Source organism: Polyangium mundeleinium (genome assembly GCF_028369105.1).
Classification (GTDB): domain Bacteria; phylum Myxococcota_A; class Polyangia; order Polyangiales; family Polyangiaceae; genus Polyangium; species Polyangium mundeleinium.
The window spans coordinates 7,695,556-7,710,533 of sequence record NZ_JAQNDO010000001.1 but is presented as its reverse complement, the minus strand read 5'-3'; the positions used below and the strand labels follow the sequence as shown (position 1 = coordinate 7,710,533).

Genomic DNA, 14,978 nt, shown 5'->3' with positions numbered 1-14,978 from the left:
CGCCGCACGGATCCTTCAGGGCGACGTGCCCCACCTGTCGTACCCAGCCCCCCGGACGACGTCTCGACGTGTGGCCCACGAGCTGCTCACGGGCCGATGGCACTTCGAGGCCGAGACAGCTTCGAGCGTTTTTCGTGCAATCGTTGGCCCTCCAATGGACGGACCTCAAAACAATTCGGCTGCAATGCCGTCGGCGAGCACCCACGCGTCCCGCGGTACCCGGATCGTCCCTCCCTCGATCGTGAGCTTGCCCCGCTTCACGAGCCGCTCGGCCGCCTGCCTCCGCGACGGCGTCCAGGCATCGGCCCCGACCTCCGCTGCCGATCGTTCGAGGTCGAACCCCTCCCGCAGCCGCAGGCCCAGCATGATCCGCTCTCGCAGCCGCGTCTGCGGATCGAGCGGCTCCTCGCTCTCGACCTCGGCTTCGCCCGCGAGCGCGGCTCGCATGTACCGCGCCGGATCGATCGGGTTTCGGTACCGCAGCGCGAACCCCTCGTGCACCCCGGCGCCTCGTCCGCTCACCGTGCCGAACGCCGCGCAGCCGAGGCCCACGTAGTCGTGCCCGCGCCAGTAGCCGAGGTTGTGCCGTGCCTCGTGCCCCTCGCGCGCGTAGTTCGAGATCTCGTAATGCCGGAGCCCGGACGCAGAGAGCGCCTCCTCGATCGCGAAAAACGTCTCGGCCACACCGTCCTCGTTCGCGATGGGCAGGCGCCCTCGCCGCGACAGCTCACCGAACTGCGTCCCCGGCTCGATCGTCAGGCTGTACGCCGACACGTGCGTCACCCCCGTCTCGGCTACGCGCCGCGCCTCCGCGGCCGCCTCGCGGGGCGACTGCTCCTGCGTGGGCCCGCCCGCGAGGTACTTCGGACCGGCCTCCGGCGCCGGCACGGCCACGCCGTAAATGAGATCCGCGCTCACCCGCGGAACGCCTGCCCGGATCGCCGCCCGCACCGCGTCGAGGCCTCCGTCCGCGTCGTGGAGCCGCCCGAGGAAGCGCAGCCGCTCCGGCTCGAGCCCCTGCACCCCGACGCTGAGCCGGTTCACGCCCACGTCGACGAGCGCCCGCGCCCGGTCCTCGTCGAGCGAGCTCGGGTTGCACTCGACCGTCACTTCCACGTCGACGTCCGCGCGTCCCGCCGTGGCGGCTCGGATCCCGGCGAGCACCCGCCCGAGCGCCTGGGGCGCCCAGAGCGATGGCGTGCCACCCCCGAAAAACACCGTCGCGAGTGTCCGCCCCTCGAAGGCGCCGGCCCGACGTTCGAGCTCGGCGAGGATGGCGTCGGCGTACCGCTCATGTTCGATTCCGTCCCGTTCTTTTGCGAACGAAACGAAATCGCAATACGGGCACTTTTTCAGGCACCACGGGAAGTGGACATAGACGCCGATCGGCTCCATGGATTTCTACGTGTGTGGAGGTCTCTAGGGCTCCCGGGTGTCACGGGAGAACTCGGGCGCGAGGACGCACGTCAAACGGGGCAGGAAGGACACGCCTCGGCCCCGAAGGCCGCGAGGACCCCTTGGGCGCGAAAGCGCCCGTGCGCAAGTTGATGCAGGTCGTTCGTGGAGGAAAGGTCGAGGAGGTTTCCGCATCTGCCCGCTGGACAGCCGTGCCCACGGGCGCTCGAAGACGGAAGAAGCGGAGCGCGTGAGCCATGGTCAGCCAATTGCCGGGCGAAACACGGGGTGTTAGCTTGAACGTTCAGGACGGTGCCCTGGCACCTTCCGCACATCGTATGGTGACGTCTCAAGAGCTGATCGAGCGGGTCCAGGCGTATCAGCCTGGGGCCGACGTCGAGCTCATCGCCCGCGCTTATGACTACGCCGCCGAAGCGCACAAGGGCCAGATGCGTAAGAGCGGCGACCCTTACTTCTCGCACCCGGTCTCGGTCGCCGGCATCATCATCGAGCTGAAGCTCGACGTGGCCAGCATCGTCGCGGGGCTGCTTCACGACGTCGTCGAGGACACGCTCGCGACGCTGTCGGACATCGAGCGAGAGTTCGGTCAGGAGGTCGCGTTCCTCGTCGACGGCGTGACGAAGCTGTCGAAGATCAACTTCGCGTCGAAGGAAGATCGGCAAGCCGAGAACTTCCGGAAGATGCTCGTCGCCATGGCGCGCGACATCCGCGTGCTCCTGGTGAAGCTCTGCGACCGCCTCGACAACATGCGGACGCTCGAGCACATGAAGCCCGAGGCGCAGGACCGCATCGCGCGCGAGACGATGGAGATCTACGCGCCGCTCGCGAACCGGCTCGGCATCGCGCGGTTCAAGAGCGAGCTCGAGGATCTCGCCTTCAAGTACATCGAGCCCGAGGCCCACGCCGACCTGTCGCAGAAGGTGCTCGGCACGAAGGCCGAGCGCGACAAGTACATCACCGACGTCTCGAAGATCCTGGCGGGCAAGCTCGCCGAGCAGGGCTTCGCCGCCGACGTGACCGGCCGGGCGAAGCACAACTACTCGATCTGGCGGAAGATGCAGTCGCAGCAGTGCGACTTCGACCAGGTCTACGACGTCATCGCCTTCCGCGTGCAGGTCGAGACGGTGGCCGAGTGTTACGCGACGCTCGGCGTCATCCACTCGCAGTACACGCCGGTGCCCGGCCGCTTCAAGGACTACGTCGCGCTGCCGAAGCCGAACATGTACCAGTCGCTCCACACGACGGTCATCGGCCCGGGTCGCGAGCGCATCGAGGTGCAGATCCGCACGCACGAGATGCATCGCGTCGCAGAGCAAGGCATCGCCGCGCACTGGAAGTACAAGGAGCGCCACTCCGGCGGGCTCGACCCGAAGGACGCGGCGCGCTTCGGCTGGCTGCGCCAGCTCATGGAGTGGCAGAAGGAGCTCAAGGATCCGCACGAGTTCCTGGACAGCGTGAAGGTCGACCTGTTTCAGGACGAGGTCTACGTCTTCACGCCGAAGGGCGACGTGCGCGTCTTCCCGCGCAACGCGACGCCGATCGACTTCGCCTACGCGATCCACAGCGAGGTCGGTGATCACTGCTCGGGCGCCCGCGTGAACGGGGCGATCGTGCCGCTGCGCTCCAAGCTTCGGAACGGCGACGTCGTCGAGGTGATGACGAACCCGAGCCAGCAGCCGAGCAAGGACTGGCTCGACTTCGTCACGACGAGCCGCGCGCGCTCGCGCATCCGCAGCCACCTGCGCGCCGATCAACGCGAGCGCTCGCTGAAGCTCGGCCGCGAGCTCCTGGAGAAGGAGTTCCACCAGCGCGGGATCAGCATGGCGCGCCTCACGAAGAACGAGGCGGAGGTCCGCAAGCTCTGCGAGCACTTCAACGCGCAGACGTTCGACGAGCTCTTGATCGGCATCGGCTACGGCAAGCACAGCCCGAAGGCGATCATCGAGTTCCTCGCGCCGCCGCAGGGCAACGACAAGGAGTCGCTGCCGCCGCCGTCCCTCAAGGAGAGCCGCATCGAGTCGCTCGTCCGCAAGGTGACGGGCCGCGACAACCACGGCATCCGACTGAACGGCATCGACGACGTGCTCGTCCGCTACACGAAGTGTTGCAACCCCCTGCCGGGGGACGAGATCGTCGGTTTCATCACGCGCGGCCGCGGCATCACGGTGCACCGCCGCAACTGCCCGAAGGCGCTCGACACGGATCCGGAGCGCCGCGTGGAGATCTCGTGGGACGCGCGGGCGAAGATCAACCGCCCGGTGCAGCTCCGCGTGATGACGGCGAACCGGCCCGGCATCCTCGCCACGGTCGGCCAGACGTTCCACGAGCAGGGCATCAACATCAGCGAAGCGACCTGCCGCGCCGGCGACGACGGCCGCGCGACGAACACGTTTACCTTCCTGTGCTCGGACCTCGCGCAGCTCAAGGGCGTCATCCGGCAGCTCCAGCGCATCCCCGGCGTGATGGCCGTCGAGCGGACGTAACGTTCTTTAGCGTCTGCGTCGGGGGCCGGGCCCCGAACTCGTGCTCGTGACCGCGAGCGCGCGCGTGAGCGGACGCCCGAGGTCTCCCTCGGGCGCGTGTCGCGCAGCGAGATCCTTGATGCGGCGAACGAAGGTGTTGATGGCGCGTTGATCGACGCCCGCCGGCGAGGTCGCGCGCTCACACCAGTAGGTGCGGCATCCGAACGGACGCGACGAGTAGATCGCGCATCGTCCGTTCTCGTCGAGCAGCGGGCAGACGCGCTCATCGACGGTGGTGAGGCGACGCTTGCCACGCGACGTATCCTCGCTACTGGCGAGCGGCGGCGGCGTGCGGCCGAGCGCGCGCGCGCCGCCTCGTGCCGCGATGGCGCGTTGCACGAGGGCGAGCTCGATCGACGTGACGTACGGCTCGCGCCCCGTGACGCCGAACCGACAGCACTCCGTGGACGCTGGGCACGTCTGCTCCGCGAAGGATGCGTCCACCTCGCGGTAGATCGCCGCGAGCTCGTCGAGCAGGCCCGCGAGCGTGCGCCGATCGTCGTCCTTCGTGGTGCTCGTGCGAATCGATGCGTGCGAACGATCGGGCGACTTCGTGGGGGGCATGGATCGATCGCCCGCAGCATACGCGCCGACGCCGCCGTGTTCCAACGCATGCGCCTCCCTTTGCGTGCAGCGTGCGGGCGCTATTCTGCGCGGTAACATGCCGAAACCGCACGCGTACCCGCGGCTGCGGCCGATCGAGGCCATCTTCGTCCCGCACCCGACGTTCGGCAAAGCGCTCATGCTCCGCGACGGCGAGGGCATCGCTCCGAGCCCGATCGTGATCCGCGGAGACCTCGCCCCGATCGTCTCGTGCATGGACGGCACGGCTTCCCTCGACGGCCTCGCCCGCCGCGCGAGTCGCATCACCGGCCGCATGATCGACGTCGCGATCGTCTCGCGCATCGTCGCCGACCTCGACGCGGCCTACATGCTCGAGACGCCACGCTTTCAGGCGCGACGACGCGAGGTCGTGGCTGCGTTCGCCGCCGCGAGCGAGCGGCCCGCGCACCACGCGGGCGGCGCCTATCATCGTGATCCCCAAGAGCTCGCTCGTTACATCGAGGAGGCGTGTCTCGGGAAGGCGCCGCGCGGCAACGGAGCATCGCAGGGTCGCCTCGTCGGCCTCTGCGCGCCGCACATGGACCTCTGGCGCGCGGCGGTGGGGTACGGCCACGCATACGGCGCGCTCGCCGATGCGTTACCTCCCGAGGTAGACACCTTCTTCCTGCTTGGCACGTCGCACGCGCCGATGCGCCAGCCCTTCGCCGTCTGCGACAAACGTTTCGCCACGCCGCTCGGCCCGCTCGAGCCCGACCACGACGCGCTCGCGTTCCTCGCGGCGCATAGCCGCTTCGACGTGCGCGAAGACGAGTACCTGCACAAGGGCGAGCATTCATTGGAGCTGCAAGGAATCTTCCTACGCCATCTGCTCGGCGATCGCCCTGCGCGGATCGTGCCCGTGCTCTGCGGCCTCGGCGACGCGCAGGCGAGGGGACGTGATCCGCGGGAGGATGCGCGCGCCGAGTCGTTCCTCGCGTCGCTCGCCGAGCTCGTCGAGCGACGTGGCGCGCGCGCCTTCCTCATCGCGGGCGCCGATCTCGCGCACGTGGGCCCGCGCTTCGGGGACGCGCGGCCGCTCGACGCAGTCGAGCGCGACGGGCTCCAGGCTCGTGACGCGGAGTCCATCCGCCTCATGGTGGAACACGACGCGAGCGGATTTTTCTCGCAGGTCGCCGAGGATCTCGACACGAGGCGCGTGTGTGGCCTCGGCCCGATCTACACGGCGCTCCGGGCGCTACCAGGGGCCGCGACGGGGCGGCTCTTGCATTACACGCAGTGTGTCGATCCGGTGGAGGGATCGATCGTCAGTCACGCGTCCTTGGCGTTCGTTGCCTGAAGGGCCGTGACCGAGCACGGCCCTCGGATCGAACGAAAGGTCAGCTCCGTGAGAACTTGCGCCGCGCGATGTCGAGGCCGAGGCGCTCGGCTTCGCGGTAGATCGCCTGGCGCGACATACCGAGCGAACGCGCGGCCGATGCGACAGAGCCGTTCGCGCGCGCGAGCGCATCTTCGAGACGCGCCCGGGCGAGCGAAGGATCCGTGGCGGGCGGCAGCGAGGGCTTCGTGCGGCTCGCTCGCGCGAGCGACGACGCGATCGACGCGGGAAGGAGCGCGCCGTCGGGGCCCGCGACCTCAGCCGCGGAGACGAGCGTCGCTTCGAGCTGCGGCACGCCGCCCGGCCAGCCCGCGCGCACGAGCGACTCGAGCAGCTCCGGCGTGATGCGCGAGAGCTCGATGCCGCGGCGCTCCGCGATGTCCTGCACGATCGCCGCGATGTCCTCACGGCGATGCTCGAGCGGCGTGATCGTGACGCGCTTGCCCGAGAAGAGCGAAGCGAACCACGGCGCGAGCTTGCCGTCGCCGACCGCGCGATCGAGCGGTTGCCCCACCGTCGCGATCACGGACACACCGCTCGTGCGGCCGACCGCGTGCGCGATCTCGAGCTGCTGCGGGCGCGGCAGCCGATCGGCGTCGAGCACGACCCAGGTCATCGGGCGAATGCCCGCTGGAATCGTCGGCTTGCCCTCGGCGCGGCCGTCCACCGTGACGATGTCGCCCACGCCTTCGCGCACCGCGGCGGCGAGCTTCGCCATCGTGCGCTTGCCCGTGCCGGGCCCGCCCTCGATGCACACGCACGAGCCACCCTTCACGAGATCGAGGATCGGATCGATCCAGTCCTTGCGCTGCCGCGGGCCGTGAACGAGCGGGCCCGTGCGCATGACCGCGCCGCCGTATGCGCTGAGATCACGCTCGACGAACACGCCGATCCGGCTGCCGAGCCGCACCACGTCGCCGTGGCTCAGCCCGATGCGACGCGCGCGCACGCCGTCGACGAACGTGCCGTCGGGCGTGCCGAGATCCTCGACGTAGCAACCATCCGCGCGGACGCTGACGCGCGCGTGCTCCGCCGCGATCCCCGCGCCTTCCACGTGCGCGTCACGTGACGCGCTGCCGATCACCGCCCCGTCGGTGAGCGTGATCGGCGAGAGCTCGCCGTTGAAACCGATGAGCACGAGCCCCCAGCCGCTTCCGTCACGCCGTCCCTTCGCGAAGACGCCCGACCGGTGCTCTTTTTGTGCTTGGCTGACCGCCTCCGCGTTCGAACCGGAGTTGATACGCAAAGCAGCTTGCTGTTCGTTCATGTTTCCCCCCATCCATGCGGAGCACGCGACGGTGCCCCATCCGCCTGTGCTGCAACCCCCAACGGCCGGCTCTTCGGCCAGGCCGTCCGATGCAACGGTTGAAGAAGATACTCTTGGAATTCAAAGAGGCAACTGTCTGGGGCGCAGGGCTTGACAGTTTCCAAAGTGCCGAGTAGGAATGGCCTCGCTGCTGACGAGGCGCGCCTCGGCACGCAGTAGGGCCCTCCTCGGGGACCTCCCGAGTGATTCGGGAAAAACCCGAACAGCCCTTCGGCATCGCGCTCGTGAAGGCGATGGCGAAGTTTGCGGGAGTAACTCAGTGGTAGAGTGCAACCTTGCCAAGGTTGACGTCGCGGGTTCAAATCCCGTCTCCCGCTCTGAAAATTAGCAGTTCCTTCGCAGCACCCTGCGGGAGTAACTCAGTGGTAGAGTGCAACCTTGCCAAGGTTGACGTCGCGGGTTCAAATCCCGTCTCCCGCTCCGCAGTGTAGAGAACACGAAAGGCCGGCCGCACGAAACTGCGGGCCGGCCTTCGTGTTTCGAAGGCCCCGGGCACAAACGCGGCCGGACCGCGCCCCGTTGTGATACGCCTCCTCGGCGATGCCGCCTGCGCCTCTTCACGAGCGACTCCGCCAGCTCGCGAGCACCCTCGAACGACAGTTCCTCGGCAAAGACGAGATCATCCGGCTTCTCATGATCTCGGTCGTCGCAGGCGAGCACTGCGTGCTGCTAGGTCCGCCCGGCACGGCCAAGAGCGCCCTCATCCGCTCCCTCTCGGAGCTCATGCAGGCGAACTATTTCGAGTACCTGCTCACGCGCTTCACCGAGCCGAACGAGATCTTCGGGCCCGTCGACATCGTCGCCTTCCGCGAAGGCACCTACCGCCGCAACACGCAGGGCATGCTCCCCGAGGCGGAGGTCGTCTTCCTCGACGAGGTCTTCAAGGCGAACAGCGCGATCCTGAACTCCCTGCTCACACTCCTCAACGAGCGCAAGTTCACGAGCGGCGGCAAGGTGATGCGCTGCCCGCTCATCAGCGTCTTCGCGGCCTCGAACGAGGTCCCTGGCGACGAGACGCTGAACGCGATCTTCGACCGCTTCCTCCTGCGCGTCCACTCGGACAACCTCGACGCCTACCACTTCAGCGAGCTGCTCCAGCGCGGCATCCAGCACGAGATCCGCCAGATGTCCGGCGAGCCGCTGCGCCCCGTCGTCACCGCCCGCGAGCTCGCCGACCTCGGCAAGAGCTTCGGCGGCCGGATGAATTTTTCCGACACGTTCCTCTCGGCCTACAAGGGCATCGTCTTCCAGATCCGTGCCGAGGGGATTTCTCTCTCTGATCGTCGCGTCGTGAAGATGCTCAAGCTCTTCGCCGCGAGCGCCTACCTCGACGGGCGCAACACCACCGACGCGAGCGACTTTTTCGTCCTCAAGCACATCTGGAACAACCAGGACCAGGCCGCGATCCTCGAAGGCATCGTCCAGCCCGTGCTCGAAGCATTCTTCCGCGAGCACCCGGATCGCCGCCGCGTCGGCGCGCTCGGCGTCGGTGTCGACGCGCTCGCCGCCGAGATTGATCGCATCCGCCAGCTCCTCACCGGCGGCACCGCGCTCGGCGACGTGCAGCTCTTCAGTCAGCTCAAGGCCCTCGGCGAGATCAAGACCGCGCTCGCCGGGATCACCGATCCGCGCGCCCGAGAGCTCGAGAAGCGCGTCGCGCAGCTCCTCGAAGCTTCGTTCCGCAGCGGTCGCTTCGCGCAGATCTGACGCGCCGCCTCAGGTGGGCCGCTTGCGCTCGCGCGGCGGCCCGCTCGTCCCCCGCTCGCGCGGCGGCCCGCTCGTCCCCCGTTCGCGCCGATCCGCAGGCCGCGCGCGTCGCTCCTCGCGTGCGCCTTCTCGCGTCGTGTGCCCCACCCGCGGCCGCTCGCCGCGTTCACCGCGCTCGCCTCGATCGCGGGGTGCTGCGCCGACGTGCGCGCGGGGCCTCTGCTGCTTCGCGCGCTGTGCAGGCATCTGATCCACGGCCGGGCGCACGCGCTTCGGCACGCCGAACTCCTTGCGGATCGCGAGCAGCTCGTCGACCGTGAGCAACCGCCACTTCCCCGGTAAGAGCCCCTCGGACGTCACGCCGGCAAAGCTCAACCGCGCGAGCCGCATCACGGGGAAACCCGTCGCCTCGCCCATGCGTCGGATCTGCTGGTTTCGACCTTCGCGCAGGGTGATCTCGAGCCAGGTCTTGTCGCCCTCGTGCCGCAGGATGCGCACGTCGGCCGGCAACGTCTTGCCGTCTTCGAGCTCGACGCCCGTGCGCCACACGTCCGCGTCGCCTTCATCCATCAAGCCACGCACTTTGAGCACGTACGTCTTGGGCACGCCGCCGCGCGGATGAAGCATGCCGTTCGAGAACTCGCCGTCGTTCGTCAACAGGAGGACGCCGCTCGTCGCGAAGTCGAGGCGACCGACGGGATAGACGCGCGCGCCTGCGCTGCGCACGAGGTCCGCTACCGTGGGCCGACCCTCGGGATCGTGGAGCGTCGACACGACGTTCCGCGGCTTGTGGAGCACGAGGTAGACCGGCGACTCTGCCGTGAGGCGCTTGCCATCCACCTCGATTTTGTCGCGACGCGGGTCGGCCTTGGCCCCGAGCTCCGTCACGACACGCCCATTCACCCGGACCCGCCCTGCCGTGACCAACTCCTCCGCTGCGCGCCGGGAGCTCACCCCGGAACGGGCGATGATCTTCTGCAACCGCTCTTCCATCCGCCGACTCGCCTCCAGCCCGCTTCGCTTCGCTCTACAGCCCGGCTCGTGATAAGCACGCTCCATGCGCCGCGTCGACAAGCCGTGGGGACACGAGCTCATCTGGGCGGAGACGTCCCGCTACGTGGGCAAGTTGCTCCACATCCGGGCAGGCGAGCGTCTGTCCCGTCAATACCACCGGGTCAAGGAAGAGACACTCTTTCTCCAGTCGGGCGAGATGGACCTCGAAGTAGGCCCGAAGGAGTCGCTCGAACGTCGCCGCATGGTGAAGGGCGACGTCTTCCACGTCCTGCCCGGGACGATCCACCGCATGATCGCCGTCACCGACGTGGATGTGATCGAGGTGTCCACGCCCGAGCTCGACGACGTCGTCCGCATCGAGGACGTCTATGGCCGCGAAGGCACGAGCGCTCCCTGACCATGGTCCTCGTCGCGCTAGGGCTTCTTCTTCTCGCCCTTGTCGGCCTTGTCGTTGGCCTTGTTGTCTTTTTTCTCGGCCGACGGAGCTGAGCCCTTCGGCTCGCCTTCGCGCTCGTCGCCGTCCTTGTCGGCGTCGGCCTTCTCGGCTTCGCGCTTCTCGGCTTCGCGCTTCTTCGCCTCTTCTTCCTTCTTCCGCTCGGCCTCCTCGGCACGGCGGCGCGCCTCCGTGTCGTGATCCCAGCGATCGACCCGCTCGTCGGCGTCGAGGTCCACGCCCATCCGCTCGAGCTTTCCCTCGCGGTAGATCTCCCAGACGTCGGGCTTGCCGTCGCGGTTCTGGTCGCGCTTGATGCGCGAGAGGCGGCCCTCCGAGTAGCTCTTCCACTCGTCGGGCTTGCCGTCGCGATCGTTGTCGAGCTCGACCTCGGCGAGCTTGCCGCGCGAGAACGTGATCCACGTGTCGATGCGACCGTCGTAGTCGGTGTCGCTCTCCTCGTGCACGCTCTCGCCCTTGTCGTTGTAGCGGCGCACGACGTCCTTCACGCCGTCGAAGTTCGTGTCGACCTCGCGGCAGACGAGGATCTTCTTCTGCGACTCGCCCACGCCGACGAGAAGGTAAACGCGGCGGACGTTCGGCTTGAGCGAGCCAGGCCCCGCGATCTCGCTCGCTTCCCGATCCTTCCGACCCTTCCAGTCGCACATCGAGCGATCGTCGACGGGACCGCTTGGTCCTCGGAGCGCGGCGCGCTTCGGCGTGGTCTCGCCGGTGAACGCGTTCGTCGTGGTCGTGGGCGTGCTCGCGCACGAGGAGAGCGCGAGGAGAGGGCCTGCGAGTGTCCACACGATCACGCGGCTCGTCATCGGGGGCTCGTTCCACCTGGCTGCGGTGCGATGGGCACGCCCCCCGGCGGCATCGGGGCGGGCGCGGTCGGGAGCGGCGCCGCGCCCGAGGGCCGCGGCGCGGGAGCTTGGGGCTTGGGTGGTGTCGCGGCCTGCTTCGCGCGGGCTTCCGCGCAGAGGTCGAGCACCGTCTCGGGATCGGGTTTGCCGTCGACGTTGCGATCGGTCGCGACGAGCGCGCATCGATCGTCGGTCGGATCGTTGAAGGCCCACCACTGATCGATGAGCCCGTCGCCGTCCGAGTCACGCTCGCGTCGGACGAGGCGGCCGCCCTCGTAGTAGTCCCAGGTGTCGAGCTTGTCGTCGAAGTTGGTCTCGCGTTCCTTGAGGAACACGGCGCCGTCGCGTGAGCTCACGATCTCGTCGGCCCGCCCATCTCTGTCGTAGTCCGACTCGCGACGGCGCTCGCGGCCCGCGGGGTCGTAGTAGATGAAGACATCGATGGCGCCGTCGAAGTTGAGGTCGAGGACGCGGCAGAGCTCGCGACCCGCGGCGTCGGGCACGCGGGTCATGTCGGGCTTGCCGTCCCCGTTCGCGTCGAAGCGCTGCGCGTTCGCCGCGGCCATGTCGCAGGCCTCGTGCTTCACCTCGGTGTCACGCTCGGCGCCGGTGGGAAAGGTGGGCGGCGTGCTGGCCGGATCGGCCGAGGTGCATGCGGTGGCCCCGATCGCCGGCAGCGACGTGAGAAGGACCGCGACGCCGAGCGGGCGCGCCCAGCGGAAAGGACATGGAAAGCGGCTGGATTCCAAGCGTTCGAGGCGAGTCTAGACGCACCGCGATACCTTCCGCAAGGCGAGCGGGAGGCCGATGCCGTGCTCGTGCTCCTGCATCTGACGCGCGTTTCCGGAGACTCCCGAGTCTTCCTGATTGACAACACACGTACCGGCATCTAGGGTAACGCCTTGTCAGTATCCCCTCGGAGTCCTGGGGGCGCGCCGTCCGCATCCGGCGGGCGACGTGAAGAGCGCAGGGCCGGCGTGACATGTCGCGAAAGAAAGTCTCGACGACCATCTACATCACGCCCGAGCAGGCCGAGCGCCTGAAGCTCCTGCACGACCGGACGAAGGTGCCGATCGCGGTCTACATCCGCGAGGGGATCGACATGGTCCTCAAGCACTACGAGCACGTGCTCCCGGGACAGATGAGCCTGGAGACGACGGTCCAGAAGAAGTAACTGCCAGAGCCCGTGGCTTTCGTGCGCGTGACGCGCTAGGAGCACGCGGCCGTCGCCTTGCCGGCCTCACGGAAGTATGCCCGCCGATCCCAAGCTCATCCGCAACTTCTCCATCATCGCGCACATCGATCACGGCAAAAGCACGCTGGCCGACCGCATCCTGGAGGCCACGGGCGCCCTGTCCGATCGCGAGAAACAAGACCAGTTCCTCGACAAGATGGAGATCGAGCGCGAGCGCGGGATCACCATCAAAGCGCAGAACGTACGGCTCGAGTACGCCGCGAAAGACGGCCAGAAGTACCGGCTGCACCTCATCGACACGCCCGGACACGTGGACTTCAACTACGAGGTCTCGCGCAGCCTCTCGGCCTGCGAGGGCGCGCTGCTCGTCGTGGACGCCTCCCAGGGGGTCGAGGCGCAGACGCTCGCCAACGTCTTCCTCGCGCTCGACAACAACCTCGAGATCATCCCTGTCCTGAACAAGATCGATCTGCCCTCGGCAGACGTCGACCGGACGAAGCGCGAGATCGAGGACGTCATCGGCCTCGACTGTTCGAACGCGATCCTGGCGAGCGCGAAGACCGGCATTGGGATCAAGGACATCCTCGAGGCGGTCGTGGCCCGCATGCCAGCGCCGAAGGGCGACGCCACGGTCACGCCCCGCGCGCTCATCTTCGACAGCTGGTACGACAGCTACCGCGGCGCCGTGGTCATGGTCCGCGTGGTCGAGGGCACGCTCCGCAAGGGCCAGAAGGTCCGGTTTTTCGCGACCGGGCGCGACTACGAGATCACCGAGATGGGCGTGTTCGCCCCGCACGCGACGCCCATCACCGAGCTCGGCCCGGGCGAGGTCGGGTTCATCGCGGGCAACATCAAGAGCGTCACCGACACGAAGATCGGCGACACGGTGACGGACGCGGTCCACCCGACGACGATGCCGCTGCCCGGCTTCAAAGAGGTGAAGCCGATGGTCTTCGCGGGCATCTTCCCCACGGACTCGGCCCAGTACGAGGACCTGCGCGACGCCCTGTCGAAGCTCCAGATGAACGACGCGGCGTTCGTCTACGAGCCCGACACATCGGAGGCGCTCGGCTTCGGCTTCCGCTGCGGCTTTCTCGGCCTGCTCCACATGGAGATCATCCAGGAGCGGCTCGAGCGCGAGTACAACCTCGACCTCATCACCACGGCCCCGAGCGTCGTGTACCACGTGTACATGAACACCGGGGAGATGAAGCTGATCGAGAACCCGGCGCGCCTGCCGCCGACGCAGCACGTCGACCACCTCGAGGAGCCGATCTACCGCGTGACCATCCACGTGCCCTCGTCCTACGTGGGCGCGGTGCTCGCGCTCTGCCAGGACCGGCGCGGCGAGCAGAAGTCGCTGCAATACGCCTCGTCCGACCGCGTGATCATCACGTACGACATGCCCCTCAGCGAGGTGCTCTTCGACTTCCACGACAAGCTGAAGAGCGTCTCCCGCGGCTACGCCTCGATGGATTACGAGCTCGTCGGCTACAGGCCGGCCGATCTCGTGAAGCTCGACATGCTGGTGAACGGGGATCCGCTCGATGCCTTGAGCGTCATCGTCCACAAGGAGAAGGCGTTCCAGCGTGGGCGCGATCTCGCCGTGAAGCTGAAGGATATCGTGCCGCGGCAGCAGTACGAGGTGGCCATCCAGGCGGCCATCGGCTCGAAGGTGATCGCCCGGACGACCGTGAAGGCGATGCGCAAGGACGTCACGGCCAAGTGCTACGGCGGCGACATCTCCCGCAAGCGCAAGCTCCTCGAGAAGCAGAAAGAGGGCAAGAAGCGCATGAAGATGGTCGGCAGCGTCGAGATCCCCCAGGAGGCGTTCCTGGCAATCCTCAAGGTCGACTGAAGCGCGCGCCCTCTACCGTCCGCGACCGAGCCTTCGTATAAGGCGCGACATGTCGGTCGCTCGACGCACTCTCCCACTCTGCCTCCCGCTCCTCCTCGTGCTCGCCGCCTGCGACGAACCGGCCTCGACAAAGGGCACGTCGTCCGCGGCGCCCTCGGCTGAGCCGCCGCCCGCGGCCGAGCCGCCGCCCTCCGCGACGACTCCGCCGGCGAAGGCGAAGATCGAGATGCCGCCGCGGCCCGTGCCGCTCGGATCGGCGGGTCCGATTCAGCCGAGCGCTCCGCCGGATCAGCAGATGATGGCGATCCAGTACACGATCGCGATGGTCACGCCGCGCGGCACCGATCCCCTCGTCGACAAGGATTACGTGGAGCGCACCTTGAAGAAGCTCGAAGCCGCGGTGCGCACGGCCGACAAGGGCAAGACGCCGCCGAACCCGGTGAAGGCGAACAAGGGCAACCGCAAGCTCGAGGTCGACATGGGCAAGGGGTGCAACGAGCGGGTGCCCGAGAACCTGCTCCACCAGCGAGCGGGCTCGTCGCTGAAGGAAGCCTACGAGGCCGGCGTGCTCGTCATCTCCTGCCACGACGACAAGTGGGAGTGCCATCAGTCGACGCGGATCCCGGAGGACGTCCTCTGCCACGCGGCGCCGCGCCGCTGAGGCACGTCCGCCCCTGACGAGGGGGCCGCATCGTCCGCGC

General features: G+C 68.0%; 13 protein-coding genes and 2 tRNA genes. 9 read left to right on the top strand and 6 right to left on the bottom strand.

The window, feature by feature from the left end; genetic code table 11:
* Positions 1-165 precede the first annotated feature (165 nt).
* Positions 166-1,395: a radical SAM family heme chaperone HemW gene (gene hemW, locus POL67_RS30695; RefSeq protein WP_271923558.1), complete on the bottom strand. Its 1,230-nt coding sequence runs from the start codon at positions 1,393-1,395 to the stop codon at positions 166-168.
* 338 nt (positions 1,396-1,733) lie between these two features.
* Here hemW and POL67_RS30690 point away from each other — a divergent pair, with 338 nt between their 5' ends.
* A complete protein-coding gene (locus tag POL67_RS30690) occupies positions 1,734-3,899 on the top strand; it encodes a RelA/SpoT family protein (RefSeq protein ID WP_271923556.1) in 2,166 nt (721 codons plus the stop codon).
* 6 nt (positions 3,900-3,905) lie between these two features.
* Here the strand turns inward: POL67_RS30690 and POL67_RS30685 are convergent, their stop codons facing one another.
* Entirely contained in the window at positions 3,906-4,502 is a 597-nt protein-coding gene (locus tag POL67_RS30685; protein ID WP_271923554.1) for a YkgJ family cysteine cluster protein, read from the bottom strand.
* Positions 4,503-4,599: 97 nt separating this feature from the next.
* Between POL67_RS30685 and amrB the strand changes: the two genes are divergently transcribed.
* Entirely contained in the window at positions 4,600-5,838 is a 1,239-nt protein-coding gene (amrB, locus tag POL67_RS30680; RefSeq protein WP_271923552.1) for an AmmeMemoRadiSam system protein B, read from the top strand.
* Positions 5,839-5,878: 40 nt separating this feature from the next.
* On the opposite strand, the gene POL67_RS30675 is transcribed toward amrB, so the two are convergent.
* Positions 5,879-7,144 (bottom strand): FHA domain-containing protein, encoded by a 1,266-nt coding sequence (locus POL67_RS30675; RefSeq protein WP_271923550.1) that lies wholly within the window; start codon positions 7,142-7,144, stop codon positions 5,879-5,881.
* Between the two features lie 305 nt (positions 7,145-7,449).
* Between POL67_RS30675 and POL67_RS30670 the strand changes: the two genes are divergently transcribed.
* The 3 genes from POL67_RS30670 to POL67_RS30660 all read left to right on the top strand — a co-directional run bounded on the left by POL67_RS30670 (position 7,450) and on the right by POL67_RS30660 (position 8,911).
* Positions 7,450-7,521 (top strand) — tRNA-Gly (locus POL67_RS30670).
* Between the two features lie 31 nt (positions 7,522-7,552).
* Positions 7,553-7,624, top strand: a tRNA-Gly gene (locus tag POL67_RS30665).
* A gap of 120 nt (positions 7,625-7,744) precedes the next feature.
* Positions 7,745-8,911, top strand: a complete 1,167-nt coding sequence (locus POL67_RS30660; protein WP_271923548.1) for an AAA family ATPase — start codon at positions 7,745-7,747, stop codon at positions 8,909-8,911.
* A gap of 9 nt (positions 8,912-8,920) precedes the next feature.
* On the opposite strand, the gene POL67_RS30655 is transcribed toward POL67_RS30660, so the two are convergent.
* Positions 8,921-9,904: a pseudouridine synthase gene (locus POL67_RS30655; protein WP_271923546.1), complete on the bottom strand. Its 984-nt coding sequence runs from the start codon at positions 9,902-9,904 to the stop codon at positions 8,921-8,923.
* A 64-nt stretch (positions 9,905-9,968) separates the two neighbouring features.
* Between POL67_RS30655 and POL67_RS30650 the strand changes: the two genes are divergently transcribed.
* The gene (locus tag POL67_RS30650) at positions 9,969-10,322 is read left to right on the top strand and encodes a cupin domain-containing protein (RefSeq protein WP_136931847.1); all 354 of its coding nucleotides are present in this window, start codon (positions 9,969-9,971) and stop codon (positions 10,320-10,322) included.
* Positions 10,323-10,339: 17 nt separating this feature from the next.
* Here the strand turns inward: POL67_RS30650 and POL67_RS30645 are convergent, their stop codons facing one another.
* Both POL67_RS30645 and POL67_RS30640 read right to left on the bottom strand, forming a co-directional pair.
* Positions 10,340-11,185, bottom strand: coding sequence for a hypothetical protein (locus POL67_RS30645; RefSeq protein WP_271923543.1), 846 nt, complete (start codon positions 11,183-11,185; stop codon positions 10,340-10,342).
* Complete coding sequence (locus POL67_RS30640) at positions 11,182-11,973, bottom strand: hypothetical protein (protein WP_271923542.1); 792 nt, start codon at positions 11,971-11,973, stop codon at positions 11,182-11,184. The genes POL67_RS30645 and POL67_RS30640 overlap by 4 nt, the downstream gene beginning before the upstream one ends.
* Before the next feature lie 233 nt (positions 11,974-12,206).
* Between POL67_RS30640 and POL67_RS30635 the strand changes: the two genes are divergently transcribed.
* The 3 genes from POL67_RS30635 to POL67_RS30625 all read left to right on the top strand — a co-directional run bounded on the left by POL67_RS30635 (position 12,207) and on the right by POL67_RS30625 (position 14,938).
* Positions 12,207-12,398 carry a ribbon-helix-helix domain-containing protein gene (locus POL67_RS30635; RefSeq protein ID WP_136918444.1) on the top strand — a complete coding sequence of 64 codons (192 nt, stop codon included), beginning with the start codon at positions 12,207-12,209 and terminating at the stop codon, positions 12,396-12,398.
* Between the two features lie 76 nt (positions 12,399-12,474).
* Positions 12,475-14,277, top strand: coding sequence for a translation elongation factor 4 (gene lepA / locus POL67_RS30630; protein ID WP_271923538.1), 1,803 nt, complete (start codon positions 12,475-12,477; stop codon positions 14,275-14,277).
* Between the two features lie 49 nt (positions 14,278-14,326).
* Complete coding sequence (locus tag POL67_RS30625; RefSeq protein ID WP_271923536.1) at positions 14,327-14,938, top strand: hypothetical protein; 612 nt, start codon at positions 14,327-14,329, stop codon at positions 14,936-14,938.
* Positions 14,939-14,978 lie beyond the last annotated feature (40 nt).

Coding starts and splice junctions, on each gene's coding strand:
- hemW (WP_271923558.1), bottom strand. CDS start 1,395: ATGGAGCCGATCGGCGTCTATGTCCACTTCCCGTGGTGCCTGAAAAAG.
- POL67_RS30690 (WP_271923556.1), top strand. CDS start 1,734: ATGGTGACGTCTCAAGAGCTGATCGAGCGGGTCCAGGCGTATCAGCCT.
- POL67_RS30685 (WP_271923554.1), bottom strand. CDS start 4,502: ATGCCCCCCACGAAGTCGCCCGATCGTTCGCACGCATCGATTCGCACG.
- amrB (WP_271923552.1), top strand. CDS start 4,600: ATGCCGAAACCGCACGCGTACCCGCGGCTGCGGCCGATCGAGGCCATC.
- POL67_RS30675 (WP_271923550.1), bottom strand. CDS start 7,144: ATGAACGAACAGCAAGCTGCTTTGCGTATCAACTCCGGTTCGAACGCG.
- POL67_RS30660 (WP_271923548.1), top strand. CDS start 7,745: ATGCCGCCTGCGCCTCTTCACGAGCGACTCCGCCAGCTCGCGAGCACC.
- POL67_RS30655 (WP_271923546.1), bottom strand. CDS start 9,904: ATGGAAGAGCGGTTGCAGAAGATCATCGCCCGTTCCGGGGTGAGCTCC.
- POL67_RS30650 (WP_136931847.1), top strand. CDS start 9,969: ATGCGCCGCGTCGACAAGCCGTGGGGACACGAGCTCATCTGGGCGGAG.
- POL67_RS30645 (WP_271923543.1), bottom strand. CDS start 11,185: ATGACGAGCCGCGTGATCGTGTGGACACTCGCAGGCCCTCTCCTCGCG.
- POL67_RS30635 (WP_136918444.1), top strand. CDS start 12,207: ATGTCGCGAAAGAAAGTCTCGACGACCATCTACATCACGCCCGAGCAG.
- lepA (WP_271923538.1), top strand. CDS start 12,475: ATGCCCGCCGATCCCAAGCTCATCCGCAACTTCTCCATCATCGCGCAC.
- POL67_RS30625 (WP_271923536.1), top strand. CDS start 14,327: ATGTCGGTCGCTCGACGCACTCTCCCACTCTGCCTCCCGCTCCTCCTC.